Below are 25040 nucleotides of genomic sequence, written 5' to 3' on the forward strand. Positions count from 1 at the left end.
CTCCTTTTAACGTAAATATTTTAAGCAAGAGCTTAATGTGAAACGGGCATCTGTTGTCTCCTTAATATCTTGAAGTGTGTAGGGACTGAATATTTCACACAATATCAATTGATCATTCTCAATTGTGAAGACAGACCGGTCCGTAATAATCATGGAGACACAAGACCTGGCCGTCAATGGGAGCGTACATTCCCGCACGAGTTTGCTCTCACCATTTTTATCTAAATGGGTCATGAGTACAATGACTTTATTTGCTTTTGACGCAAGTTCGGTTGCGCCCCCCATTCCCGGTACCTTTTTGCCGGGGATAATCCAGTTTGCAAGATCTCCCTTCTCACTGACTTGCAGCGAGCCTAGGATCGTAAGGTCAATCTTGCCCCGGCGAATCATGGCAAATGCGATGGAGCTATCTGTATAACAGCCTCCCTTCATTAATGAGACTGGGAATCCTCCTGCATTACACAAGTTTTCATCCTCTTTCCCTTCCCCCGGTGCAGGCCCCATTCCAATAATTCCGTTTTCCGATTGAAATACAACAGGAAACCCCGGGGTAAGATGATTCGGAACAAGGGAGGGTATTCCGATTCCCAAATTAACAATCATATGCTCTTTCACTTCTAAAGCCGCACGTTTGGCTAACCTATCCTTCAATTCGTTTCCCATGCCCATTTCCAGTCGACTCCTTTAGACAAAACAATATGATCTACAAAAACACCCGACGTGACAATTTCCTCAGGATCTAATTCACCCACATTCACAATTTCTTCTGCCTCCACAATCGTAATATCCGCGGCCATAGCCACAAGTGGATTCGTATTTCTGGCACTTTTATCATAAATAAGATTGCCAAATGTGTCGGCTTTTTTGGCATACACAACCCCAACTTCAGCAACGAGGGCGGTTTCATATAAGAAGCGGTTTCCATCTATCTCCAGTATGGGTTTTCCTTTATTTAAATATGGATCATCCACGCCGATTTCGGTTACGATTCCTTTCAACCCGACTCCCCCTGCCCGAATTCTCTCTGCCAATATTCCCTGAGGAGAGAATTCCACCTCAAGCTTCCCTTCACTCATTAAACGACCAGCAATCGGGTTAGATCCGATATGGGAAGCAATCACTTTCTTTACTCTGTTTTGGGCTACTAATTGTCCAATACCGATATGGGGAAAACCTGTATCATTTCCTATAATCGTGATTTCCTGAGTTCCCCAATCCAATAAATGCTTACTTATAGTAGGAGGGGATCCCACCCCTCCGAATCCTCCGAACATCAAAGTCATTCCATCATAAAAAAATTGTTTTATATTTTCATAACTGCTTCTTTTATTGTGAAGACCGGGCATATTTAGATCTCCTTCCAATTCTCTTCTACTAGTTGAAAGGTTCTTCTGAGTCTTTTAACCATTTCCTCAAGTTCCCTTTTTGAACTGTTTAATGGGGGAGCAACCATAATGGCGGAGCCCTTCCTTCCATCTATCCCCGCCGCTGCGGGATATAACAAAATCCCACATTCAACCCCCGCTTGAACAATATAAGAAGTAAAAGGTGCTCCAAGGGAACTCAGCTCTATTCCCAACATGAGTCCTTTTCCTCGCACATCTTGCACAAAGGAAAATTCAGTTTTTAATTTTGCTATTAGATTTTTCAAGTATGTTCCTTTATGATCGACACCTTCAATCATCTTTTCTGAATCAATCAGTTTCAGAACAGCAAGTGCTGCTGTTGCAGACATTGGATTCCCACTGAATGTATGACCGCTCATAATAACTTTCGACCCATTCAATATCGGCTCCATTATGTTGTCGGAAATGAGGGTCGCAGCGATAGGGGCATATCCGGCGCTTAACCCTTTACCTATCGCTACAATATCGGCTTTCACTTTCCACTGCTCTAAAGCTAAAAAAGTCCCAGTCCGACCACATCCGGTCATCACTTCATCTGAAATAAACAAAATATCATGTCTCTCACAGATTGCTTTGATCCGTTCATAATAACCTTTTGGGGGAGTGATCGCCCCACCTGCGGCACCGATGATCGGTTCCGCCATAAATGCAGCAATATTGTCGGCTCCTATTCTGCTAATCATCGTTTCTAATTGAGAAGCACACGCAAGATCACATGATGGATGTGTTTTTCCAAAAGGACAGTGAGCACAATAAGGAGGCTCAATTGTTGGCCAGTCTCCTAAGTAGGAGTCAAATCGTTCTCTTCTGGTTGGGTGACCTGAAGCAGATAAAGCACCGAAAGTGATACCATGGTAACTCAGCCATCTGGATAAAATTTTTCTTTTCATCGGTTTCCCCTGTTCCTGCCAATGCTGAATAGCAATCTTGATGGCCGTCTCCACAGCCTCAGAACCACTATTCACGAAGAAACTCCATGGATAACCTGTCTTCTCATGAAGGAATGTCGCTAAATCCTCAGCTGGCTGATTACTGAATTGAGAACGATACACAAATGCTACTTTATTTCCTTGATTCACAATAGATTGAAGAATTTCTTCCATGCCATGTCCTACATTTGCAGTAACCGCTCCAGAACAAGCATCCATATACTCCCGTCCATCGGTATCATACAAATAGACACCTTTTCCATAATCAATTGTCGGATAGTGTTCACCAATCAGTGGTTTTATTAAATGCGAATGAGGCATAATCCCCCTCCTGAAAGAATCAGATTCGTACTCTCTTTCGATTCGCTCATCTGGTTGCACATAAAGATTTCCCTACCATTATTCATATGTATGAAAAGCGGAATCTTTCTTTCCTTTAAGAAAAAAGAATAATACAGATGAATTTTTGTTAAACGTCAAAGGCTTGGTAAAAAGTGATAGCTTTTTTTCTTTTAGCCATATTTTATTGGTTGAAATATACTAAAATTCTCAAAAATTCGACAAAAAGTTTATGGAGTGACTAGATAAATTAGGTCTATATGTATAAAATAATGGTAAGTTCATCCTTAGATGCTACTTTTTACTTATCTTCAGGAGGGGAAATGGTGAAGAAGACAAAAGAAAAACATACAAAAAGAAAGAGAATTAAGAAAGAAGGTTCTAGTAGAAGCAAAGGGGTCTTCTCTTATTTTCGGACAATCAGGGGAAAAGTGGTTCTGTCATTCGGGTTATTGACAATTGTCCTTTTAGTCCTTGCCTCTACCTCTTACTTCAATATGCTGAAGCTGGAAAAAGAAATCAACACGTTAATTACATACGATATGCAGGTTGATACAAAAGTAAAAGATCTATCAAAGGTATTAAATGAAATTGAAATTGGGGAACAAGGTTTTGTCATTACAGGTGCAACAGGATTTCTAGCACCCTATCAAAATGGTAAAGGTGAGGTAGAGAGTCATTTTGAAGAGTTGACTACTCTATTACAGGATGATCAGAAACAGCTTGATAAATTGGATAAGATCGAAGCTCAATATGGATTTTGGATGCAATTTGTTGATCGGGTAATCGAGACAAGAAAGGATAAAGGGCTCGAGGAAGCAGCTACCCTTGTTGAATCGGGTACTGGTAAGAAATACCTGGATGGAATCCGTTCATATGTAGATATGATCGTAGTCGACCAACAAAAAGATCTGAACAATCGTATTGAATCTCTAAATCAACAAGTTTACCTATCCAAGATCGTGACCATTGGCTTATCAGCATTCGCGGTTATATTAGCTATTTTCTTCGGAGTCATCTTATCTCATACAATTAAAATGAACACAAAGAAGATCAGTCGTTCTATTTTAGAAATTGCGAACGCAGGTGGAGATTTAACAAAACGAATTCATGTAAAATCCAAAGATGAGCTGGCAGACCTCGCATCTGATACGAATCAACTCATTGCAGGAATCGCGATCCTTGTGAAACAGGTTTCTGAAATGGCGGAAAACGTCTCAGCCAGCAGTCAGGAGCTTCTTGCTTCAGCCGAAGAAACGTCACGCACGATAACTTCCATTGCAGAAACATCTACCGAAATTGCGGCTGGAAGCGATCAGACAACAAGTCGAATGTCTACTTCATTAGACAAAATGAATAGCTTGGAAGAAGCCGCCCGTTTCTTATTCAATCAAGCAGAGATGGTAAAAGAAACCGCTCGTGATATGAGAGCAGTTGCTGAAAGGGGCGGAAAAACCGTTCAAGCTTCTTCATCAAAAATGCTGAGTATTGAAGAAACCATGTCCAATACAAGTGAAACCGTAGAAGCGTTAGGACAGCGTTCTTCACAAATTACGACCATTATCGGAACCATTACTGACATTGCAGAACAAACCAATCTACTTGCATTGAATGCAGCTATTGAAGCAGCACGCGCCGGGGAACATGGAAGAGGCTTTGCCGTGGTGGCGGATGAAGTCAGAAAACTCGCGGAACAATCCCGACAAGCGGCGAAAGGTGTAACCGAAATCGTACACAGTATTCAAGAAGAAGTGAATGTCATCATGAAACAGAACTCTGATGGAGTGAAAGAGGTAATCGCAGGGGTTGAAATGACAAATGAAACAAACGCCTCCCTTGAAGATATTCTAAGCCAAACTACTAAAACAACGGTTGTCGTGGAAGAAATGGTTGGTCATATCCAGGAAACCCTTAATCTCAGTCAAGAAGTCGCTACTTCATTTGCCCTGGTCAATGAAATTGCTGAAGCGACTGCTTCTAACACAGAAACCACTGCTGCTGCATCTGAGGAAGGATCAGCTGCGATGGAACAAGTAACAGCTAGCGCCTCAGAGCTTTCCCAACAAGCGGAAAAATTAAAAGAACTCATTTCAAGTTTTAAAATTTAAGACTAAAAGGGAGCTGTCGAAGTGACAGCTCCCTTTTATTTTCGTGATTCACTTCTAAACCATGAATCACTTCCCGCAGAAACAAACGGCTCCAATAATAATTAACAGGATGAATAACACAACTATCAACGCAAAATTATTGTAACCGGCAACTGGATAAGCATATCCACCTTGATAACATGGATCACAACCATAACCATAGTTCATACCTATCACTCCTCATGAAATATTTATTTACAATACACTGTATGTCATCTACCTAGAAAAGGTTTGTGTATTCGCCTATTTTATTTAGGGACACACCTTTTCTGCACTATAACCTTTCTATATAATAGGGGTAGGTTTTAACCGAAGATTGGAGAAGTGACAGCATGAAATGGTTTTTAAAGTCGTTTATTAATGGTGTTCTTACAATAGTCCCAATTGGCCTGGTCGCCTATGTTGTATATAAAATGTTTCTATTTCTAGACGGTTTATTAGGCAATGTATTAAAACCATACCTCGATGAAAATTATATTCCTGGTATCGGACTTTTCGCCACCATCATTCTCTTGACCGTTCTTGGCTGGCTATCAACCAAGTTTTTCACAGGTACGATCATTCGAATAGTAGACGTTCTATTACACAAGATCCCCTTTGTCAAAACGATTTACTCGGTAATAAAGGATACCATCCACTCCTTCTTAGGAGAAAAGAAATCCTTTTCCAAAGTGGCACTCATCAAAATGCCTGGCACAACGATGAAATGCATGGGCTTTATCACAACAGAGAACCTTGCAGACCTGCATAATGACCTGCAAGATCACGTTGCAGTATACGTACCCCAAACCTTCCAAGTAGCCGGAGTCACTTTTTTGATTCCTAAAACTGATATTGAAATACTTGATATTAAATCTGAAGAAGCGATGAAGTTTATCTTGTCGGGTGGAATGACGACGAAGAAGGAGAAATAGCTGTTAAGCTGATTAGATAAGAACGTTATCAGGTCCGGATGTCCATTCCTCAAAAAAGAGACCGGCAAACATGCCGGTCTCTTCATGCTTCATTATTTAGATGAAATCTCTAATACCTCATCTTGTCCTGCTATCACAGAAGTTAACTCTTTTTTTACGAGCTCATCCATGTCATCGCCGTTTGTTAAGATGATTGGCGTGATGGTACTTTTTGCTTTTTCTTTCACTAGATTTAAGTCAAACGTAATTAATGGATCTCCCATACTCACTTTTGACCCTTCTGAAACATGTGCTTCAAAGCCTTCACCGTTCATTGATACTGTTTCAAGACCGATGTGGATAAGAATTTCAGCACCGTTTTTCGCTTTGATACCCACTGCGTGCTTTGTTGGGAAAAGCTGCATGATTTCGCCGTCTACAGGTGAAACGACTTTACCTTCTGTCGGGTCGATTGCAATTCCATCTCCCATCATCTTCTGAGAAAAAACCGGGTCTGGAACATCTTCAAGTGATTTTAATGTACCCGTTAAAGGTGCAACTGCATTAACGGTTTTAGGCGCTTCTTCTTTTTTTCCAAAAAGCTTCTTTAACATAATCATTCACCTTCCTAATTATATTTTATATACACATATGTAGCTCATTGTAAACATGAGAAGTCTATTTTAGCACATATGTGAAGGGTTTCACAACAATTCATTATTTTAAAATATTTTTTTGTACTTCCCATATCCTTCTTCTTCGAGCTTTTCTACCGGGACGAATCGTAAAGCTGCTGAATTGATGCAGTACCGGAGCTTCGTTGGTCCAGGTCCATCATTAAATACATGACCCAGGTGAGAGTCTGCTTCCGTACTTCTCACTTCCGTTCTCACCATAAAATGACTTCGATCTTCTTTTTCTGAAATTTCCTCTTCATCAATTGGCTTCGTGAAACTTGGCCAGCCACAACCGGCATCATACTTGTCTTTAGAGCTAAAGAGCGGTTTACCTGATACGATATCTACATAGATTCCATCTTCGAACGTATTCCAATACTCATTTCTAAATGGTGGCTCTGTCCCGTTGTTTTGCGTGACATCATATTGTTCAGGAGTTAACTTTTTCGTTAAATCTTCTTTACTCATTCTTTTCCCCCCAATGATTTTCAATAAACGCTACTCTTCCAGATCCTCTGCTGTATCGATTATAATGGGCAGGGTTCTTTTTGTAATAATCCTGATGATACTCCTCTGCAGGATAAAATTTATCCGCAGGTAAAATCTGTGTTGCAATCGGCTTTTGAAACTTACCTGATTCTGCAAGCTCCTTTTTAGATTTCTCTGCCATCCTCTTTTGCTCTTCGTTATGGTAGAAAATCACCGTTTTATACGAATGTCCACGGTCAAAGAATTGCCCACCGGGATCGGTTGGGTCGATTTGTTGCCAATACACTTCTAATAGTTTCTCGTAAGGAAACAGGGAAGCATCGTATTCAATTTGAACGGCCTCATAGTGACCTGTCGTTTCAGAGCATACTTCTTTATAGGTTGGATTCGGAACGGTTCCTCCCGTATAACCTGATATGACACTACCGATTCCGGGCTGTTCATCGAACGGTTTTACCATACACCAAAAACAACCACCAGCAAATGTAGCTTTCTGATATTTCGAAGCTTCTGACATGCTCATCATCCTTTCCACTTCATTCTCTTTCACTATTCCCTTTGTATGAGATTTTAACGCATTTAAGTTATAAAGGTAAAATTTAAAGCTTGTTCAATTGCTTAAGAAATACAAACATAGCTGTTTCCTTAGACGTTGTTGGAATTTAATCAGGAGGGAGGTGGTTGATTTCACAACATCTACCTAAAAAACAACATCTTATTAAAAAGAACTTTAGAAATAAAAAAAAGGATTGACCCCGGGGTCAATCCTTAATCCATTATTTAAGTTTTCTTTGTTTACCGATATTCTTCCACTTCTTACGTTCCAAAGATTCCAATCGCTTATTCCCTTTTCTCTCCATGTAGGCGATTTCCCTTTGCAATTTCTGATAATGTTCAAATCGTTCCTCGGAAAGGGAATCCTCGGCAATCGCTTCTCTAATCTTGCAACCAGGTTCATCCACATGACGGCAATCGGTGAATCGGCATTGCAGTGCCAACTCCTCGATCTCGTTATATTGCGTGGATAATCCTTCTTGCCCCTGCCAAAGTTGGATTTCTCTCATGCCTGGCGTATCAATGATGGAAGAACCATTGCCCAATAAGAATAACTCTCTATGCGTTGTCGTATGGCGCCCCTTATCATCGGATTCCCTAATTTGTTTCGTCTTCTGGACGTCGTCTCCTACTAAGAGGTTGGTTAGGGTGGACTTACCCACTCCTGAAGAACCGACAAGGGCGACCGTTTTCCCCTTTTCCAGATAGGGCTGCAGTTCCTCAATTCCCTCATGATTTACAGAACTTATGGCTAATACTTTAACCCCCAGCAATTTGCTTTCAACTTCTCTCTTTTTCTCTTCAATATCCTCACATGTATCAGATTTGGTAAGAACGACAACGGGATTTGCCCCGCTTTCCCAACATAGAAGTAAATATCTCTCCACCCGTTTACTGTTTAAATCATCATTTAACGAAGAAAGAATGAAAACGGTATCTATATTCGTGGCAATGATTTGCTCTTCCGCTTCTTCTCCTGCTTTTTTTCTTGAAAATTTACTTGTTCTCGTCAGGACCTTTTCAATGATTGCTCCTTCTTCGCTCAGGAGAACCCAATCACCTACTGCTGGAAGATCTTCACGTTTAACCGTTTGGAACCTGAGCTTCCCGGATATTTTACTTAATAGATCTCCTGTTTTGGTCATAACCATGAAGGCACCCTTCTGCTCGGTCACAACTCTTCCTAACATATATCCTTCTTCCTCAAAGTGTTTCATCATTTCAAATACTTCTTCTCTATTATTCAATTCAGTTCCTCCCAAAATTAAAAAAATCCGATGCGCAGTTCTGCACGCCAACGGATTTTTTCAAGATTGAAAGAATGAAAAAAATCAGATTATCCCGTTAAAAGTGAGTTGACGCGCAGAACCATTTTGAAGCGTATTTAGTTTACTTGTATAACAAATCAATAATAAGTTCATATGTCATCACCCACTTTCTCAATTATTAATTTAATTATCCATTATTTTCTTCTATAACGCAAGAAATATTTCTGATTTATTCAAAAAATAGGTTCTTTCACCATTTTTTTCTCTTTCGCATAATCTATTGTGTTAATAAAGAAAAAGGAGAGATAACGGATGAGCCAACACGATTATTTGAATAAAGCAGCGATGTATGACTTATTATCCGATTATTATAAATACTCAGATCCATCCATGCATATTCATTACTATCAAAAACATTTAAAATACATGAGGCTGGCTTTGCAAGCACAGCGCGCTGATATGACTACATCCACCCAGCCTTCGTATGTTCGCGTATTACATGCAGTACCTGATGCACCTAATGTAGATGTGTATGTAAATGCAAAACGCGTTTTACGAGATGTGGCCTTTAAAGATGTAAGTGACTATTTAACATTACCGGCTGGTAAATATCATATTGATGTTTATCCAGCCGGTACAAGTGTGACGACTGTAATAAGTAAAAAAGTGAAAATTGATCCAGGTAAGATTTATACACTTGCAGCTGTAGGTACCCTTAATAAACTGCAACTGTTGCCATTTATTGATGATCCAACGGTTCCAAATGGGGAAACAAAGGTCAAATTCATTCATCTTTCGCCAGACGCACCTGCAGTTGATATTGCAGTAAAAGGCGGAGATGTTGTTTTTCCAAATGTCTCCTTCAAACAAGCTACTGAATACCTTGGATTAACTCCAATGACGGTCAATCTTGAGGCAAGGGTGGCAGGAAGCAAAAACAGCGTCCTGAGTATCCCAAATGTAAAATTAAACCCTAATCAAGCATACACTATAGTAGCTGTTGGATTAGCCAACGGAACACCGCAGCTTGAGGCCATACTATTAAAAGGGTAATAATATCCATCTTTCGGGTTCAATCACTGATTGTCTCGTAAGAAAAAGGTGGCTTCCAATAGGAGGCCACCTTCCTTTATTGAGCACGGTCCACAGGGACTAATAATCGGAAAGAAATAGTATCATCCTTCAGATTAAATTCATTTGCTCTTACTTTTATATCACTTTTCAGTTCCATTTCCTGTAATGAAACGTATATTAATTCATCATTGGGTTGAATTTTCACCCAGTCTGGAAAGTTATATGAATCTCTCATCACTTTCATTACATAGGAAACCGGCAGATTCAGTGATCCTACAGAGATTGATTTCTGTTTCAATAAAATATCTCCATTTTCTAATGCTTTTGGTTCGAAATCCAATTTAAAATCAATGTTTGAAGTGAAAACGGGTACAGACCCTTTTAATTCCACATCATCTTTTAATTGAACATTATAATCAACAGGTCCCTTCATTCCTTCTTTTTCAATATAATGCTCAATAATGAGATTAAGATCTTTCTTATTAGTATTAACGTTAAATCCTACTTCCTGGTTGGGATTTTCGTTGTTCTTAGGCAATGTATCGTCTTTTATCGGCATAAAGATCATTGAAACAATGATGGCTAATCCTATTAATACCACACCTAAAAGAACAAAAAAACCAACCTTCCATTTGTTCTTCATGACGGCTGCTCCTCTTCCTCTACAGAATCTGTTCTATCTGTCAATGTTGCTAATGTTTTCCCGTTTGTCAGGTTTATAAACATACGATCTGCTATCATTTTATATCCTTCATCATTTGGATGAAAGTAGTCTTCATATAACAAAGTATCACCTGCATCAATAAATAAGTCCTCTATCTTAACGAATAAGGTTTTATCATAATCTGAAAGAACCTCCTGGCTGGCATCATTCCAATCATGAATCACCTGGTTGACTTCTTCTATATCAGAAAACCATGTATTAAATGGATTATATAACCCTGTAAGAACGATTCCTGCATTTGGGTTATAGCTCCTGATCGTCTCGATAATCTCTTGTAACCGCAATTGGTATTGTCGTTTCTCTTCTTGAAACACATCTAACTTCAAGTGTGATAAATTTTCACGGAAAATTTTCATAACATCGTTTCCGCCAATCGTGATCATGACTAAATCGGATTGTTCAATCGATTCTTTCACATCTTCCTTTTTCAATCTTTTTAATAATTGGTCGGTACGGTTCCCTCTTACCCCGTAGTTATGAAATTGGGCGTCTTTTACTCCATCTAATGATTCCAGATGTTCCTCTAAGTAAGGTACATATCCACCTTTTTTCGTACTGTCTCCTACACCTTGAGTTAGTGAATCTCCCACGGAAACAACTTTTAAATTTTGCGGTATGAAGGTTTCGTTCGGATTATCTTTATCCCACATGGATACTTCTCTTGTAATATGCTTAGCAGCATCTTCTAACGAACAGCCTGACAGGAAAAAAACAAAAGCAAGCATGAGAATCGTTAATTTTTTCATATACGTCACCTCGCTTGCACTTTAATATTATTATATCACGCTTGTTTAGTCATGAAACCTTTGTAAACAAAACATTATCAACATGTAAATTCATGTGACTCATTTGTCTTCTTTAATGAACTGACGGCTGGAACCTGATTTGAATGTAGCGAATACTTCTGTTATAAACTGTCCATAGTTGAACTGCTTCGCGATTTTATGAACCCGCCATGGTGCTTTTTCCTTTGATTGTCTAAAATCTCCTATGCTCTGACCAAAAGTACATCCCGTATTGACGGCAACCCGGATGGGTACCTCTTCAAATATCATTTTTTCCCCATCGGCAAGAGCCCATATAACCAATAGATCGTGCAGGGGACTCCCGGATATATCAGGGTAAGTCTTCTTGTAGAAGTCATAATAATAATCCACCATCGGCTTAATGATCTGCCCGACTTTGTCATTTGATTTTAAATAATATTCATGAAGGGAATCAATCATGGAAGGTGTTATGAGTGCATACATCGTTACATCTAAAGGAATGAGGTGGATTTTTTTGGGTGCGAGTTGAATCAGGATATTCGCTGCATAAGGATCTCCAAAAAAATTCGCTTCTGCAGTCGGGGTTACATTTCCTGGTACGTGAAATGCCCCTCCCATTACATAGAATTCTTTCACTTTTTTCATTGTTTCTGGATATAGGACAAAGGCTGTTGCTAAGGAAGTTAAACGTCCGGCAGAGAATATAAATAATTCTCCTGCATACTTATCAATTAGTGCATTGATTTCATAGAAATTCTCACTGATTTCATAGCTATCAAGTTCTATTTGTTCAGGGATGATGGGTCCTAACCCGGATATCCCATGAACCTCGGGATAGAATTGAGGTTGTGCACCGGTTAAAGCAGAGACCGCTCCCCTGATGACAGGGATATCGGTTATCCCGGTGAGGCCTTGAAGGTATTTGACGTTATTCAACGCACTCTCTTTAGAGACATTTCCATAGTCAGAAACAATTCCTACTATTTCAATCGTATCACTATAGTAAGCATACAATACAGCGACAATATCATCGATTCCAAAGTCTGAAATCACCAATACCTTCTTCTTATCATACAAATTCGGACACTTCCTTTCATTTATTTACTGCATAGGAAGAATCGTCATGCCATTTGACCAATACCTTGAAGAGTAGACTGAGCTTTCTTACCTATTATATTTCTATGATATGATTGATTTGGTTATGAGGACGCAAGAAGATACATAAAATCTTCAAGAAATGGTACGTACCTGCTTTTTAAAAATGGTACAATACATGTACAAACTAATAGGAAAGGTGAACGTATGAAGAAAAATCTCTTATTATATTTCACACTTGTTATAGGTTTATTAGGCATTATCACCGGTTGTTCAAGTAATCAGGAAGAGGAAGCTCACCATGATCATACAGCCGCTAATGGAGATATCCGTGAAGAAACCGCTTCTGTTGATACACTTCCCTCTTTCCTTAACGATAAAGATGACAATATGAAGCTTATTTATTCTTCGGCTGCTAAAAATCCTGAGCTGTTACAATATATCCCTTGTTATTGCGGTTGCGGTGATTCAGCTGGACATGAGAGCAACCTGAATTGCTTTGTTTACGAAATAAAAGGTGAAAAAGTGGTTTGGGATGATCACGGTACAAGATGTCAGGTATGTTTGGAAATTGCGGCAGAGTCCATTGTGAAATACAAGAATGGTGAGTCCATCAAACAAATTAGGAACTTTATTGATGAACAATATAAAGAAGGGTACGCTAAGCCTACTCCGACGCCGATGCCCTCATGATGAATACAGACAGGAGAATCTTCTGCTGTCTTTTTTTTTATATAAAAAAAGACGAAAGGAAAAATCCCCTTTCGTCTTATCGTAATAAATCAATCCGTGTAATACATAAATCCTATTGCACCAATTCCAGTGTGCGTACTGATGATTGGTGTTGTCGGAACGATATCGATTTGGTCGTAACCTGTTTTTTCAATGATCTTAGCCTTAAGATTTTGAGCCAGCTCCAGTCCATCTGCATGAACAAGTCCTACACCCCGTATCGTTTTGCCTTTAACGTCTTCCAAGAAATGTGTTGTTAAGTATTTGACCACTTGTGTATGGCTACGGACCTTGGCTACGGGAGTATACTCGCCACCTTCTAAAGAAGCGATAGGTTTAATGTTAAGCAAGGAACCAATCATTGCCCGTCCCTTTCCGATTCTTCCGCCTTTTGCCAGGTTTTCAAGTGTATCAACAACAACAAATAAATTTGTATTTTGACGAATTTCTTCTATGGCTCCAAGGATTTCTTCAAGGGATTTACCTTCTTTTGCAAGCTTTGCAGCTTCAATTACCTGGAAAGCCAGTCCTTTGGAAATGAAACGTGAATCCACAACTGTAACATCTGATGAAGACATTTCAGCAGCCGATTCCGCTGAGCGGACAGTTCCACTCATTCCACCTGTCATATGTATGGACAAAACTTTCGAACCATCTTTTCCTAGTTCATCATAAAGTTCAACGAATGTTCCTGCTGGTGGCTGCGAACTTTTGGGTAATTCCTTTGAAGCTTTCATTTTCTCAAGAAAGCTTAAAGGCGAAAGATCAACTCTATCTAAGTACGTTTCTCCATCGATTGAAATGGATAGAGGAACTACATGAATATCAAGTTCTTTTACGACCTCATCGGATAAATCCACCGTCGAGTCTGTTACAATATTTATTTTGGTCATTTTTGCCACATCCTATCTCCCATATCAATAGTATTATATCGTTAAATGCTACGGATTTAAATAGATAGCAGGGATTTCTTCACGTTGCAATCTATCTAGATGTTATAATTCCCAAATAAAAAGGAGAGGCCCAACGTAACCTTCACGCTAAAGGACCTGCCCCTTTTAGAATTATGCATTATTCTTTAACTCTTCTGATTGATAAATTTCTTCATACTCTGACCATTTCGTCGTTCTCTTTAAATATTCTCTAAAGCTGAAGATGGTCTTATGCCGATTCTGATTGACAATCTTTGAAATAAATTGATTCAGCCTAAGATTTACCCTTAGATAAAGTGGGCTATCTTCCTTCATGACAGGAACTTCCAAGATTTTGACCTTCCGTCCATCCGTTGATTTGAACTCAATGGTTTTTGTCAGCAAAGTATCAATCCTCTTTTTCACCCGTTTATACTCTTATTATACCCCATTTCACGGCGCATAAAATGTCTAATCATGCAAAAATACTAATATTTTTTCTAAAGATCTCTTAAGAAACAGGCAGTATGCATTCAACCGAATCGTGTTTGGGTGAATTAACGAAATTGGATACCTGGTACCCTTTCATTCCGTCTTTCTGAAGCGGTTTTAAAACCGAGGACGCTTCCTCAAATGAATAATCGTCCGTATTCAGCCATTTTTCAATGGCCTCACGATTCGTGAGTATAACAGGCATTCGTTCATGAACCGGTTTTACAAGTGAGTTAGCTTCTGTTGTAAGAATCGTAGAGGTTGCCCCCTCCCCATTACGATCCCATAACCCGGCAAATACAAATGGCTCATCCTCTTTTAATTGAAATCTCACAGGAACCTTTTGTGTGTTCTCCTTCTTCCATTCATAGAAACCATCTGCAAATATCACCATTCTTTTCGAATGGACAAGGGATTTGAAGCTGGGTTTCTCCAATAAGGTTTCACTGCGGGCATTGATCAACGGTTTCCACTTCTTCCGTTCTGCCCAATGAGGAACGAGCCCCCACGTTATCTCTCCCGCTCTGCGCTTGCCCTTATGTGATATAAGGGAAAGAACTTTTTGTGATGGGGCAATATTGTATCGAGGCTGCCATTCTTCAAGGAATTCATCAATTAAGTATTGTCTTACTAATTCTTCTAAAGGAGTCGTTAAGGAAAACCTACCGCACACCACTGTCACCTCATTCGTTTCTTTACTTAGGAATATACATCATAATGAGAAGAATTTCTAATCCAAAAGGCGCACTTTAATCCTTTACTATGTTAATGATTGCACAATGACGATAAGAGGATTATCATAAATATATACATTGTTGACTCATTGAGCGTTCAATGAGGGCATTATAGAAAGGATGAGACTTCTTTGACATATGATTTCGATTTTTCCAATTGGAAAGAAGAAGTTGCAAACGCCATTACCCACGGAATCGGATTAATTTTGAGCATACCCGCTTTAGTGATGTTAATCATATTCGCCGTACATGAAGGATCCGCCTGGCATATTGTGAGCTTCTCTATCTTCGGTTCCTCAATGATTCTTCTATACTTATTTTCAACCTTGTTACACAGCTTTAAGCCTTCAAAAGTAAAGAATCTATTTGCCATTTTAGATCATTCGGCTATTTATATCCTGATCGCCGGAACCTATACTCCATTTATGCTAATCAGTGTGAGAGGTGCATTGGGATGGACATTGTTTGGGATTGTCTGGGGACTCGCCATTGTAGGAATTGTATTTAAATGCTACTTTGTTCAACGTTTCCAGGTCGTTTCCACCTTCTTTTACCTTGTGATGGGCTGGCTTGTCATCATTGCCATAAAACCATTATATGCCAGTCTTACCGGTGCCGGATTCGGACTGTTGCTGGCAGGCGGAATCATGTATTCCATCGGAGCCATTTTCTACGTGTGGAACAAACTGCCTTACAATCACGCGATCTGGCATCTTTTCGTATTGGCAGGAAGCAGCTTTATGTATTTCTGTATCTTGTTTTACGTTTAAGTATGGTTATGTTTTTCAATAAAAGGGTACTGCCGGGATATCCCGGCAGTACCCTTTTATTATCTTCTCATCTATTTACGTACATATACCTTAAATTCATAGTCGTAAGGATTTTTCTCATCCTTCAATCCTTTAACAGATGAGACACAAGTGAAATTCTCCCATGGGATGGAAGGCATGGTCGTGTCGCCTTCAAATTCATGATGAATCTCTGTTACATACAACTTATCTACATGAGGGATGAACTGCTTGTACACTTCTCTTCCGCCCATAATAAAGGTTTCAGAGTCCCTTCCTTCTGCCCATTCCAGGATATCCTCTACAGAATGCAGGACGAGACAGCCTTCCGGTTGAAAGCTTGTATTTCTTGTAAGAATGACATTCTCCCTTTTTGGTAACGGCATACCGATGGAATCAAACGTTTTTCTTCCCATGACGATTCCATGTCCATTTGTCGTTTTCTTGAAGTATTTCAGATCTTCAGGAAGCCTCCATGGCAATCCATTGTCTTTCCCAATTAGTTGATTCTGATCCATTGCCCAAATAAAAGAGATCATACACTCACGGCTCCTTTAATATGTGGATGTGGATCATATTCTTCAAGGGTGAAATCTTCAAACTTAAATCCAAAAATATCCTTCACTTCTGGATTAATAGATAATGATGGTAATGATCTAGGTTCTCTGGAAAGCTGTAAGTTCACTTGATCAAGGTGATTCTGATAGATATGTACATCACCGAAAGTATGAACGAACTCTCCAGCTTCCAGATCACATACCTGGGCTACCATCATTGTTAATAGAGCGTATGAAGCTATATTAAAAGGAACGCCGAGGAAAACATCAGCGGAACGTTGGTATAGCTGACAGGATAATTTGCCATCGGCTACATAGAACTGGAATAAGCAGTGGCAAGGAGGCAAAGCCATATGATCTACATCCGCAACATTCCACGCACTTACGATCATTCTTCTGGAATCTGGATTGTTTTTAATCGTATCAATCAGATTCGTAATTTGGTCAATCGTTTCACCATTCGCTCCTGACCACGATCTCCATTGATGACCATATACAGGACCTAACTCTCCGTTTTCATCGGCCCATTCATTCCAAATTCGGACTCCGTGTTCTTGAAGATATTCAACGTTCGTATCCCCTTTTAAAAACCAAAGGAGTTCATGGATAATGGATTTCACATGCAGTTTTTTAGTCGTAAGAAGAGGGAAACCTTCCTTTAGATCAAAACGCATTTGATAACCGAACGTGCTCATCGTGCCTGTACCTGTTCGATCTTCTTTCTTCGTGCCATTTTCAAGAACATGTTTGCACAAATCTAAATATTGCTTCACACTGACCACACCTTTTAAAAGTTTATAGTTCTTTAAAAAATTGATATGTTGCTGGTGCCTTCTTCTTTAGAAGATTTCTAGTTTCTGAGTTTAAATAATACATGGCAAATGTTTCTGCAAAATATTCTTCTTTGTATTGAAGAAAATAGGGTTCGTTCGGGAATACCCGTGGAGCTTCTCTCTTCCAAAGAGGCAAGAATTCGAGCTCATAATAAAGGTCCGTTAAGACATAACGATCAATACTGTGGGCGAGTTCATGCAATTCTAAATTAAACGAATTATGCCCCTTCCCTTTCTCACTGTGACCAATTTTGACTAAAACTAGCTTCGATCCACCAATTCCAGGAACGTCATCCCACGTGATACTTTTATTAGTGTACCCTCTTGGGGTAACTCCTTTCAAGTGACTTGTGGTAGAAAAATCGGTTAATTTTTTTACAAACAGCCTTATTTTAATATCCTGTGAATTCGTAGACTCTAAAAGTGGGGTTGGAATCCGATCTAATCTCTCAATCATTTCCATTGCAGTTGCTTTATCATAGGTTGATTGGGGCAACAGGACCATATTTTCTAACTCTTTACTGGATTGAAGTTGTAATTGTGTTTTAAGAGGAGAATGCTTTAAGAGGGTTCCACTGTAGTCGGCTTTTGAGTTGGTCCACAGAATGACCAGAGTAACCGAAATAGCGAGGATGATGAATATACGCTTCACTTATTGTCCCTCCTTTCTTCTAAGGAAAGTATCATGATGTTATTACTATTTTAACATAATGATAGAGTTGTTTTTAGGAGAGATTGTTTCCAATAACTAAAGCGGAGGCGGCTCGGACAGAGGCGACAAGCATAAGGCGAACCTGGCGGAAAGGCGCTCTTTGCCTTTTTGGCAGGTTTGACTTATGACCTCGAGCCTCTAGCCGCCGGAGCTGGATGATAACTAAAGCGGAGGCGGCTCGTTCTGCCCCGACAAGCATAAGGCGAGCTTGCACAAAAGGCGGTTTTTGCCTTTAGGGCAAGATTGACTTATGACCTCGAGGGGCAAGCCGCCGGAGCTGGATGATAACTAAAGCAGAGGCGGCTCGTTCTGCCCCGACAAGCATAAGGCATACCTGCCATTCAATTTGACACAAAAAAGCAAGCACGCATAATTCACGCACTTGCCTTTATTCTAATATGGACGTTGAAATCAGGAGACACTCATCCATTGTGGCGGAGTGTTTTTATCCCAATATATACTTCCTAAATCATGATGTGCCTGAAATTGATCATGCACTGTATGATAGTGAAAATTGAAGTAATAGCCATCTTTAGGCGGATGGTCTTTTCTTACATGAAACCGTATGACATCTTCACCAGAGCGTTGGTCATAAATATGAAAAATCTTTTCTGTTTTTGCATATTGGGGCACTTCTGAAATAGTAAGTGACGTTAAGTCTTCTTCTGGAAATTGAATAGCTGTATCAGCTATCGCCTTTTCGATTTTAGGAAGGATTAAAGACTTGAATTCGTCTTCAATAACTGGCCTGATCTTAGACCCGAACTTTTCATAAGCATTTTTCTCTGCTTGTACCATCATTATCCCTATGAAATCCTCCCGGGAAATGGAAGACTCCTCTTCCAGTACTTCCTCTGGAACAGATTCAACCGACGGAGGCTTTCCATTGCCTTTTGCCATAGTATGATTTTGTTCATTAAGAAAGGCTTGTGAAGGAGAAACAAGTCCAAAGGTTAGAATGGATAGCAGTATAAAAAACGACTTTTTGAGCCAGATTGACATAGATAACGTCCTTTCCTATGTATTACGTCTATTATTATACTATTTCTTACGGATAAAAAGTGAAAAAGGTTTCATTTTTTTGTAGGATATAAAAATCTTTATGTGGTAGTATATTAAAGAGGATACTTTGTAAGGAGGATAACTAGATGGATACAGGACTTATGATCAATATTGGATACTTACTTCTATTAGGTTATTTCGTTGTACTAGGATTTACTGATTAATACTTAGATGATTAGACAGGCTTAAGATGCCTGTCTATTTTATTGTTTAAAAAAGGTTATTTTCACAAGGCTCTCTTCGTAAAGTTTGTTGCTATTGTAGAGGAGAAAGTAATAGTTGATTTCCGCTCCAGGATGCTCGCTTTCCGCGGGGCTGGCGGTGAGCCTCCTTCCGCTCCAATCAACTTTCTGAGCATGTATCCTTAATAGAAATCCATAAAAAACAAGAAATTTGTCAATCATCCTCATTAAGGTGAGGAGGTATTGATTTTTTTAAGGAAGAAAAATATTTTTTCTAGTTACATTGTTTTTTGCACACCTTTAAGATCTGTCACAAAAATTCTGTAACGATGGTGAGGGGAACTGCGTAGACTCCTGCGCAATGCTGGCGTGCCGAGACCCCGTTAGGCTAAGCTGAGGAGGCTGGGCGAACGTTCGGGGAAAGCGGAGCAGTTCCCCGAACCATCTAGCACACACCAATTGACAGAGTCCTGCAGAGCTAGCAATCTTCGCGAAGAGAGACTAAATTAAAAGATTATACTCGAATGATTCCAAAGTGAAATTTGGCTGATGGTCTTTTGATCACGTCAAACCCCAGTTCTTTGAATAACGGTGACTGAAAGTGTTCTTTTAATACTACCCGCTTTTTGGCCACCCTTTTTGCTTCTTCTATTCCTTCTTTTGTTAAGCGTGTATAGCTGGCCCATTGGCGGATGGGGTTAATTCCATGAGAATCTGTTAAGGCTTCTTCAAACATCGGATCAAGGTAAACGACGTCGAATGCATTATTTGGAATACCCTTTAATACTTCCTGAAATTGTCCGTTGATGACGGTGATTCGATTCATTGCACTATTTAGTTCATTGAGTGGAGATACCCAGTCCTGAAGGCCGTGATGTAGGACATGAGAAATATACTTATTCGCTTCTACTCCGACTACTCTTCCCTTTTCGCCTACAATATGGCTGGCGATAATACTATCTGAAGCAAGACCCAGCGTACAGTCCAATAGACTCATACCCTCTTTAAGGTCACAAGCTTCTATGAGTGGATCGGTCTCCCCGCGCATGACTCTTTTGATTCTAAAGGAAGCGGAGTTGGGATGGAAAAAGAAAGGTTCGCTATTTTCTTCTCTTGTATGAAGTTCTAATCTCTCCTTTCCAATCACTAAACAGTCTTGCTCTTGCAGATTCATATGGTGTAAAATCGATCTCTTCTTTCTGGGGATATAGGGAATATCGAGTATCTCTGCTGTTTTATGTGCTTTTTCTATGACTTCCTGGTTCGCTCTCCCGCATGTTGTGACAAACACTATATACATTCTCCTTTAATGGTACCGTTTTACGGTTTTTCTTTCGTTTTAATTATCCTACCATAAAAAGAAACGGATGACAGAGTCACCCGTTTCTTTTTGGTCTTTAGCAATTTTCGTTAAAAGCTGTGGATAAATTGGAAATAATCGATGAAATGTCATGATCTTCAATTTCTTCCCTCGGGATGAAATGAACGACTTTTTTTCCTTTAAGTAAAGCCATTGATGGAGAGGAAGGTTCGTACCCTTCGAAGTACTCTCTCATTTTGGCTGTTGCCTCTTTGTCTTGCCCAGCAAAGACAGTAATGAGGTGATCAGGTGTCTTTTCATTATTCATGACGGATTGCGTTGCAGCGGGTCTTGCAAGTCCCGCTGCACACCCGCATACAGAGTTAATAACGACCAGGGTTGTTCCATCTGCATTTTCCATATAATTCTCTACTTCTTCTTTTGTACCCAATTCTTTGAAGCCTGCTTGTGTAAGTTCTTGTCTCATCGGTTTAACTAACTGCCTCATATACTCTTCGTAAGCCATTGACATTTATAATCAACCCTTTCCCACTATTATTGTTGACGTGCTTCGGTCATCTGTTTCCAAACAGATCCTTTTGCTTCTTCGCCGCCCTCTATTCGTTCGATGGCCATTTTCACTTGAAGCTTCACTTCGAATTCTGGGTCATTTTCCGCTTCCCGTAAGCCAGGCAATGCAGATTCATCCCCTACTTCATAAATGAACATGGCAGCACGCCATCTCACAAGTTTACTCTTATCCTTTAAGGCTAGAATCATTTCCGGAGTGGCTTTTGCAAAACCTAAGTCCGAAAGGCAATCTCCAGCCGTTCTCCTTACTGTGACTGATTTATCATGTAACCCTTTATACAGCAAAGGAAGAACTTTTTCATCTTCAATCATTCCCAAATAGACAATAGCCAATCGGCGAATGGATACTTTCTCGTCCTCCAGGGCTTTCTCGAGCAGAGGCAGGTCATCTAAAGTCGGATCCTCCATCGCATCCAGCTTCTGATACCTTGTTTGCCAGTCCGGCGCTTCAAAGTCCGCGACACTTACCTTTTGCTTCTTCTTGTAAATGAGAGGTCCTTTGGAATCGGTTGTTTCCTGTGCTTCTTCTACAAGTGCTGCCAGCCTTTCAGAAGGATAGGCTGCAACTAGTTCTTCCGTCACATTGTTACCAATCTCATCTAAGTCTCCGTACCGAATACCGTAATCTTTCCACTTTCTGAGAAGGACGACATTATCTCCATCTTTTTGAGACTGACCGATTGCTTCCAGGAATGGGGCGGGAAGTGAAAATCGCTTCTCTTGTTCCCCGTCTGTCACCTTTACTTGCATCGGAATTCCCTTGAACATCTGCACGCTAACATTCACTTCACCAAAATGTTCTTCCATGGGAGATTCATTTTCCTGGTCCAGAGTATCTTCACCGAAAGCTTTTCTAACCTGTGGCAGAAGCTCCTGCCAATCGAATTTCGCATTTCGCTCAACGGCTAAGAAGTCGGCAACATGATAGACCCCTTTAATACCGTCTATGGCAAGGATATCTTTAATGACGGGAGGAGCCCCGTCCGCTTCATCTTTTTTATAATTATTGCTCTTCCCGGCTTTCATTTCCTGGTCAAGAAGAACTTTCATCGTATTAGGACTTGGAGTAGGTTCAATCGATACTATCCTCAAGCTTGATGCCCCTTTCTATAAACAGTTCTTATACCATCCATTCTAACATAGTATCCATGATGCCTTAAACGAAGAGACTTATTCAGCAAATTCGGAAAGGTATGTCCATCTTTCAATGAGCTTTTCCAATTGCTCGTTAAGATTTTGACTTTCGTTCATTAACTGCTGTGCTTTTTCAAAATCACTGCCGACCTTTTGCAGCTCAGCATCTGCTTCTTCTATCCTTTTTTCAATGTCGGCCATCTTAACTTCGATTTCGTCCCATTCCCTCTTCTCCATGTAAGAAAGCCTCTTTTTCTCTTTTTCCTTCTCTTCCTTCACGGGAGCAGATTCTTGCTTCTTGACCGGATCCTGCTTCTTACTTTTCGCTTCGCTCTTTTCCAGGTACTCAGTATATTCCCCAAAGTAAAAGTCGATTTGTCCATCTCCATTAAAGACCAGTAATTGCTCAGCTGTTTTATCTAGAAAGTAGCGGTCATGGGAAACGGTTATGACAACACCTGAAAATTCATTTATATAATCCTCGAGAACGGTGAGGGTTTCTGTATCTAAATCATTCGTCGGTTCATCAAGCAAAAGGACATTCGGTTTTGACATTAATAGCTTAAGCAAGAAGAGTCTTCGTTTTTCTCCTCCGGAAAGCTTGCGGATCAATGTACCATGCGTACTCATTGGAAATAGGAATCTTTCCAACATGGAAGTAACTGAGATTTGCTCCCCTTTATCCGTCGTTATATATTCTCCTGCTGCCCTTATATATTCGATCATTCGCATATTCTCATCAAGTTCTTCATGACCTTGAGTATAGTATGCGACCTTTACGGTTTGGCCTTTTAGTAAATCACCACTTGTAAGCTCATCGGTTCCGGCAAGAAGGTTAAGAAATGTTGATTTCCCGCTCCCGTTTTTACCTACGATTCCGATTCGGTCTTTAGGTTTAATAAGGAAAGAAAACTCATCTAAAATTCGCTTGTCTTCAAACATTTTTGAAGCATCCTTGAACTCAAACACTTGTTTACCTAGACGGTTTCCTCCGATTGCCATGTCAACCTGGCCGCCTGAGGGACCTGAAGACATCGTATCCTCTAAGTTTTCGAATCGTTGAATTCGAGCCTTTTGTTTAGTGGTTCTGGCTTTTGCTCCCCTTCTCATCCAGGCAAGCTCTCTTCGATAAAGATTTTGCTGCTTTTCGGATAATTGGCGTTCCACCTCTTCCCTGGAAGCCTTTGCCTCAATAAAAGAAGCATAATTTCCTTTGTAGGAGTAAAGGTTTCCTCCATCCAATTCGAAGATTCTGTTCGTTACCTTATCGAGGAAATAACGATCATGGGTCACGAGCAACACAGAGCCGTTATACTTTCCTAAATAATCTTCCAGCCATTTGATGGACTGGTAGTCTAAATGGTTGGTCGGTTCGTCCAGGATTAATAAGTCCGGTGTTTCGATCAGGACGCCCGCCAGCGCCACTCTCTTTTTTTGCCCACCTGACAGCTCGCTCATTTTCTTTGAAAAGTCGTGAATTCCCAGTTTTGTTAAAATGGATTTCGCATTTGCACTTGCATCCCATGCGTGAAGGATATCCATTTGCTTCTGAGCTTCAAATAAATCTTCTTGTATTCGAGGATTTTCTGAGTTGTTCTCCATTTCCATAAGGGCCATTTCATAATTCCGCATAGCCTGAATGATTTTTGCTTCACCACGAAACACTTGTTGTATCACGGTTAAATCCCCATCAAAAGCAGGCTCTTGCTGAAGGTAGGCAATATGATAATCGCCCGGCTTCGAAAGCTCTCCGGTATCATATTCTTCCATCCCTGCAATGAGTTTCAACAGGCTTGATTTACCCGTTCCATTCACCCCGATCAGTCCGACTCTTTCTTTCTCGGTAATCGAAAACGATATATCTTTAAATAGAGTTTTCTCTCCATACGTTTTAGAAAGATTCTCAGCTGTTAACATTCTCATTCTTGACCAGTCCATTCTTTATTAAATTGCTCTAAAAACCGCAGCATGAAAGCATGACGTTCCTCTGCCAGTTTCCTTCCCGTTTCCGTACACATTAAGTCTTTCAACTTCAATAACTTTTCATGAAAATGATGGATACTGGAACTATCCCCATTCCTGTACTCCTCCAGGGTCATATCCGACCTTACAATAGAATCGGGAGTGTAAATTGGTTGACCCTTCTTTCCACCATAAGCAAACGTTCTGGCAATCCCGATTGCACCAATGGCGTCCAGACGGTCTGCGTCCCGCACAATTCTTGCATCTAACGAGGTTAACTCTGCTTCATGACCACCTTTATAAGAAATAGAATAGATGATCGTTTTCAGTAATTCCTTTTCTTTTTCAGAAAGAGCAAGAAGGGATATGATGTGATCCAGCCTTTTCTTTCCCTCTTGCTTGTCTACAAACTTCTCATCCGGCACATCATGAAGCAAAGCGGCCAGCTCGATTATATATGTATTCGATACATTTTCTTCCCTTGCAATCATGAGTGCTGATTTTCGTACACGATCTAAATGATACCAATCATGGCCTGTAGATTCACCCAGGTACTCATGTTTTAAAAAATCCACACACTTGTCCAGTTCTTTTCGTTCCATGCACTCACCTTCTCTTCTATTGTACCAAATAATGCCCTCTCATCAGAATAAAAAGGAGTGGATGCATGATTCTTCACATCACTCC

General features: G+C 40.1%; 28 protein-coding genes. 5 read left to right on the forward strand and 23 right to left on the reverse strand.

Annotated features, from left to right (window positions below; translation table 11 throughout):
- Positions 1 to 6 precede the first annotated feature (6 nt).
- Genes Q1B03_RS02280 through Q1B03_RS02290 form a run of 3 tightly spaced genes read right to left on the reverse strand, consistent with a single transcriptional unit; the run spans position 7 to position 2656 of the window.
- Positions 7 to 669, reverse strand: coding sequence for a 3-oxoacid CoA-transferase subunit B (locus Q1B03_RS02280; RefSeq protein ID WP_299737747.1), 663 nt, complete (start codon positions 667 to 669; stop codon positions 7 to 9).
- Positions 648 to 1346: a 3-oxoacid CoA-transferase subunit A gene (locus tag Q1B03_RS02285; RefSeq protein WP_299737750.1), complete on the reverse strand. Its 699-nt coding sequence runs from the start codon at positions 1344 to 1346 to the stop codon at positions 648 to 650. Before Q1B03_RS02285 ends, Q1B03_RS02280 begins: the two co-directional genes overlap by 22 nt.
- Before the next feature lie 2 nt (positions 1347 to 1348).
- The gene (locus Q1B03_RS02290; protein ID WP_299737752.1) at positions 1349 to 2656 is read right to left on the reverse strand and encodes an aspartate aminotransferase family protein; all 1308 of its coding nucleotides are present in this window, start codon (positions 2654 to 2656) and stop codon (positions 1349 to 1351) included.
- Positions 2657 to 2997: 341 nt separating this feature from the next.
- Between Q1B03_RS02290 and Q1B03_RS02295 the strand changes: the two genes are divergently transcribed.
- A complete protein-coding gene (locus Q1B03_RS02295) occupies positions 2998 to 4782 on the forward strand; it encodes a methyl-accepting chemotaxis protein (RefSeq protein ID WP_299737754.1) in 1785 nt (594 codons plus the stop codon).
- 66 nt (positions 4783 to 4848) lie between these two features.
- Here Q1B03_RS02295 and Q1B03_RS02300 read toward each other — a convergent pair whose 3' ends face one another.
- On the reverse strand, positions 4849 to 4989 hold the full coding sequence (locus tag Q1B03_RS02300) for a YjcZ family sporulation protein (RefSeq protein WP_082051089.1): 141 nt from the start codon (positions 4987 to 4989) through the stop codon (positions 4849 to 4851).
- Between the two features lie 164 nt (positions 4990 to 5153).
- Between Q1B03_RS02300 and Q1B03_RS02305 the strand changes: the two genes are divergently transcribed.
- Positions 5154 to 5735 (forward strand): DUF502 domain-containing protein, encoded by a 582-nt coding sequence (locus Q1B03_RS02305; RefSeq protein WP_299737759.1) that lies wholly within the window; start codon positions 5154 to 5156, stop codon positions 5733 to 5735.
- A 92-nt stretch (positions 5736 to 5827) separates the two neighbouring features.
- Here the strand turns inward: Q1B03_RS02305 and Q1B03_RS02310 are convergent, their stop codons facing one another.
- The 4 genes from Q1B03_RS02310 to rsgA form a co-directional block, all read right to left on the reverse strand.
- A complete protein-coding gene (locus Q1B03_RS02310) occupies positions 5828 to 6328 on the reverse strand; it encodes a PTS glucose transporter subunit IIA (protein ID WP_299737760.1) in 501 nt (166 codons plus the stop codon).
- Positions 6329 to 6436: 108 nt separating this feature from the next.
- Positions 6437 to 6859 (reverse strand): peptide-methionine (R)-S-oxide reductase MsrB, encoded by a 423-nt coding sequence (msrB, locus tag Q1B03_RS02315; protein ID WP_299737762.1) that lies wholly within the window; start codon positions 6857 to 6859, stop codon positions 6437 to 6439.
- Positions 6852 to 7397 (reverse strand): peptide-methionine (S)-S-oxide reductase MsrA, encoded by a 546-nt coding sequence (gene msrA, locus Q1B03_RS02320; RefSeq protein WP_299737764.1) that lies wholly within the window; start codon positions 7395 to 7397, stop codon positions 6852 to 6854. The genes msrB and msrA overlap by 8 nt, the downstream gene beginning before the upstream one ends.
- A gap of 259 nt (positions 7398 to 7656) precedes the next feature.
- Positions 7657 to 8682 carry a ribosome small subunit-dependent GTPase A gene (gene rsgA, locus Q1B03_RS02325; protein ID WP_299737766.1) on the reverse strand — a complete coding sequence of 342 codons (1026 nt, stop codon included), beginning with the start codon at positions 8680 to 8682 and terminating at the stop codon, positions 7657 to 7659.
- 333 nt (positions 8683 to 9015) lie between these two features.
- On the opposite strand from rsgA, the gene Q1B03_RS02330 reads away from it, so the two are divergent.
- Positions 9016 to 9756: a DUF4397 domain-containing protein gene (locus Q1B03_RS02330; protein WP_299737768.1), complete on the forward strand. Its 741-nt coding sequence runs from the start codon at positions 9016 to 9018 to the stop codon at positions 9754 to 9756.
- A 76-nt stretch (positions 9757 to 9832) separates the two neighbouring features.
- On the opposite strand, the gene Q1B03_RS02335 is transcribed toward Q1B03_RS02330, so the two are convergent.
- The 3 genes from Q1B03_RS02335 to Q1B03_RS02345 all read right to left on the reverse strand — a co-directional run bounded on the left by Q1B03_RS02335 (position 9833) and on the right by Q1B03_RS02345 (position 12345).
- Entirely contained in the window at positions 9833 to 10420 is a 588-nt protein-coding gene (locus tag Q1B03_RS02335; protein ID WP_299737770.1) for a YpmS family protein, read from the reverse strand.
- Positions 10417 to 11247: an SGNH/GDSL hydrolase family protein gene (locus Q1B03_RS02340; RefSeq protein ID WP_299737772.1), complete on the reverse strand. Its 831-nt coding sequence runs from the start codon at positions 11245 to 11247 to the stop codon at positions 10417 to 10419. Before Q1B03_RS02340 ends, Q1B03_RS02335 begins: the two co-directional genes overlap by 4 nt.
- A gap of 99 nt (positions 11248 to 11346) precedes the next feature.
- Complete coding sequence (locus Q1B03_RS02345) at positions 11347 to 12345, reverse strand: nucleoside hydrolase (protein WP_299737774.1); 999 nt, start codon at positions 12343 to 12345, stop codon at positions 11347 to 11349.
- Positions 12346 to 12570: 225 nt separating this feature from the next.
- Here Q1B03_RS02345 and Q1B03_RS02350 point away from each other — a divergent pair, with 225 nt between their 5' ends.
- The gene (locus Q1B03_RS02350; protein WP_299737776.1) at positions 12571 to 13056 is read left to right on the forward strand and encodes a PCYCGC motif-containing (lipo)protein; all 486 of its coding nucleotides are present in this window, start codon (positions 12571 to 12573) and stop codon (positions 13054 to 13056) included.
- A gap of 89 nt (positions 13057 to 13145) precedes the next feature.
- On the opposite strand, the gene Q1B03_RS02355 is transcribed toward Q1B03_RS02350, so the two are convergent.
- From Q1B03_RS02355 to Q1B03_RS02365, 3 genes are all read right to left on the reverse strand, one after another.
- A complete protein-coding gene (locus Q1B03_RS02355) occupies positions 13146 to 13988 on the reverse strand; it encodes a DegV family protein (RefSeq protein WP_299737778.1) in 843 nt (280 codons plus the stop codon).
- Between the two features lie 171 nt (positions 13989 to 14159).
- On the reverse strand, positions 14160 to 14432 hold the full coding sequence (locus tag Q1B03_RS02360; protein WP_299737780.1) for a DUF2535 family protein: 273 nt from the start codon (positions 14430 to 14432) through the stop codon (positions 14160 to 14162).
- 85 nt (positions 14433 to 14517) lie between these two features.
- Positions 14518 to 15171 carry an SOS response-associated peptidase gene (locus Q1B03_RS02365; protein ID WP_299737782.1) on the reverse strand — a complete coding sequence of 218 codons (654 nt, stop codon included), beginning with the start codon at positions 15169 to 15171 and terminating at the stop codon, positions 14518 to 14520.
- A gap of 192 nt (positions 15172 to 15363) precedes the next feature.
- Here Q1B03_RS02365 and Q1B03_RS02370 point away from each other — a divergent pair, with 192 nt between their 5' ends.
- Positions 15364 to 16002 carry a hemolysin III family protein gene (locus Q1B03_RS02370; protein ID WP_299737784.1) on the forward strand — a complete coding sequence of 213 codons (639 nt, stop codon included), beginning with the start codon at positions 15364 to 15366 and terminating at the stop codon, positions 16000 to 16002.
- 71 nt (positions 16003 to 16073) lie between these two features.
- Here Q1B03_RS02370 and Q1B03_RS02375 read toward each other — a convergent pair whose 3' ends face one another.
- From Q1B03_RS02375 to Q1B03_RS02415, 9 genes are all read right to left on the reverse strand, one after another.
- A complete protein-coding gene (locus Q1B03_RS02375; RefSeq protein WP_299737786.1) occupies positions 16074 to 16559 on the reverse strand; it encodes a dihydrofolate reductase in 486 nt (161 codons plus the stop codon).
- Positions 16556 to 17350 carry a thymidylate synthase gene (locus Q1B03_RS02380; RefSeq protein WP_299737788.1) on the reverse strand — a complete coding sequence of 265 codons (795 nt, stop codon included), beginning with the start codon at positions 17348 to 17350 and terminating at the stop codon, positions 16556 to 16558. The genes Q1B03_RS02375 and Q1B03_RS02380 overlap by 4 nt, the downstream gene beginning before the upstream one ends.
- A 22-nt stretch (positions 17351 to 17372) precedes the next feature.
- On the reverse strand, positions 17373 to 18062 hold the full coding sequence (locus tag Q1B03_RS02385) for an anthrax toxin lethal factor-related metalloendopeptidase (RefSeq protein ID WP_299737789.1): 690 nt from the start codon (positions 18060 to 18062) through the stop codon (positions 17373 to 17375).
- 471 nt (positions 18063 to 18533) lie between these two features.
- Positions 18534 to 19124 (reverse strand): YpjP family protein, encoded by a 591-nt coding sequence (locus tag Q1B03_RS02390; protein WP_299737791.1) that lies wholly within the window; start codon positions 19122 to 19124, stop codon positions 18534 to 18536.
- Between the two features lie 756 nt (positions 19125 to 19880).
- Positions 19881 to 20666 (reverse strand): class I SAM-dependent methyltransferase, encoded by a 786-nt coding sequence (locus Q1B03_RS02395; protein WP_341356512.1) that lies wholly within the window; start codon positions 20664 to 20666, stop codon positions 19881 to 19883.
- Positions 20667 to 20763: 97 nt separating this feature from the next.
- Complete coding sequence (locus Q1B03_RS02400; RefSeq protein ID WP_299737795.1) at positions 20764 to 21198, reverse strand: BrxA/BrxB family bacilliredoxin; 435 nt, start codon at positions 21196 to 21198, stop codon at positions 20764 to 20766.
- 23 nt (positions 21199 to 21221) lie between these two features.
- On the reverse strand, positions 21222 to 22349 hold the full coding sequence (locus Q1B03_RS02405) for a conserved virulence factor C family protein (RefSeq protein WP_299737797.1): 1128 nt from the start codon (positions 22347 to 22349) through the stop codon (positions 21222 to 21224).
- A gap of 78 nt (positions 22350 to 22427) precedes the next feature.
- Positions 22428 to 24314: an ABC-F family ATP-binding cassette domain-containing protein gene (locus tag Q1B03_RS02410; protein ID WP_299737799.1), complete on the reverse strand. Its 1887-nt coding sequence runs from the start codon at positions 24312 to 24314 to the stop codon at positions 22428 to 22430.
- Positions 24311 to 24955, reverse strand: coding sequence for an HD domain-containing protein (locus Q1B03_RS02415; protein ID WP_299737801.1), 645 nt, complete (start codon positions 24953 to 24955; stop codon positions 24311 to 24313). The genes Q1B03_RS02410 and Q1B03_RS02415 overlap by 4 nt, the downstream gene beginning before the upstream one ends.
- Positions 24956 to 25040: the final 85 nt, after the last annotated feature.

The sequence above is a fragment of the uncultured Rossellomorea sp. genome, from assembly GCF_947488365.1.
In the GTDB taxonomy this organism is placed as follows: Bacteria; Bacillota; Bacilli; order Bacillales; family Bacillaceae_B; genus Rossellomorea.

Coding starts and splice junctions, on each gene's coding strand:
- Q1B03_RS02410 (WP_299737799.1), bottom strand. CDS start 24,314: ATGAGAATGTTAACAGCTGAGAATCTTTCTAAAACGTATGGAGAGAAA.
- msrB (WP_299737762.1), bottom strand. CDS start 6,859: ATGAGTAAAGAAGATTTAACGAAAAAGTTAACTCCTGAACAATATGAT.
- Q1B03_RS02285 (WP_299737750.1), bottom strand. CDS start 1,346: ATGCCCGGTCTTCACAATAAAAGAAGCAGTTATGAAAATATAAAACAA.
- Q1B03_RS02375 (WP_299737786.1), bottom strand. CDS start 16,559: ATGATCTCTTTTATTTGGGCAATGGATCAGAATCAACTAATTGGGAAA.
- Q1B03_RS02355 (WP_299737778.1), bottom strand. CDS start 13,988: ATGACCAAAATAAATATTGTAACAGACTCGACGGTGGATTTATCCGAT.
- Q1B03_RS02280 (WP_299737747.1), bottom strand. CDS start 669: ATGGGCATGGGAAACGAATTGAAGGATAGGTTAGCCAAACGTGCGGCT.
- Q1B03_RS02310 (WP_299737760.1), bottom strand. CDS start 6,328: ATGTTAAAGAAGCTTTTTGGAAAAAAAGAAGAAGCGCCTAAAACCGTT.
- Q1B03_RS02415 (WP_299737801.1), bottom strand. CDS start 24,955: ATGGAACGAAAAGAACTGGACAAGTGTGTGGATTTTTTAAAACATGAG.
- Q1B03_RS02340 (WP_299737772.1), bottom strand. CDS start 11,247: ATGAAAAAATTAACGATTCTCATGCTTGCTTTTGTTTTTTTCCTGTCA.
- Q1B03_RS02295 (WP_299737754.1), top strand. CDS start 2,998: ATGGTGAAGAAGACAAAAGAAAAACATACAAAAAGAAAGAGAATTAAG.
- Q1B03_RS02400 (WP_299737795.1), bottom strand. CDS start 21,198: ATGTCAATGGCTTACGAAGAGTATATGAGGCAGTTAGTTAAACCGATG.
- Q1B03_RS02335 (WP_299737770.1), bottom strand. CDS start 10,420: ATGAAGAACAAATGGAAGGTTGGTTTTTTTGTTCTTTTAGGTGTGGTA.
- Q1B03_RS02290 (WP_299737752.1), bottom strand. CDS start 2,656: ATGCCTCATTCGCATTTAATAAAACCACTGATTGGTGAACACTATCCG.
- Q1B03_RS02330 (WP_299737768.1), top strand. CDS start 9,016: ATGAGCCAACACGATTATTTGAATAAAGCAGCGATGTATGACTTATTA.
- msrA (WP_299737764.1), bottom strand. CDS start 7,397: ATGTCAGAAGCTTCGAAATATCAGAAAGCTACATTTGCTGGTGGTTGT.
- Q1B03_RS02390 (WP_299737791.1), bottom strand. CDS start 19,124: ATGTCAATCTGGCTCAAAAAGTCGTTTTTTATACTGCTATCCATTCTA.
- Q1B03_RS02395 (WP_341356512.1), bottom strand. CDS start 20,666: ATGTATATAGTGTTTGTCACAACATGCGGGAGAGCGAACCAGGAAGTC.
- Q1B03_RS02350 (WP_299737776.1), top strand. CDS start 12,571: ATGAAGAAAAATCTCTTATTATATTTCACACTTGTTATAGGTTTATTA.
- Q1B03_RS02300 (WP_082051089.1), bottom strand. CDS start 4,989: ATGAACTATGGTTATGGTTGTGATCCATGTTATCAAGGTGGATATGCT.
- Q1B03_RS02305 (WP_299737759.1), top strand. CDS start 5,154: ATGAAATGGTTTTTAAAGTCGTTTATTAATGGTGTTCTTACAATAGTC.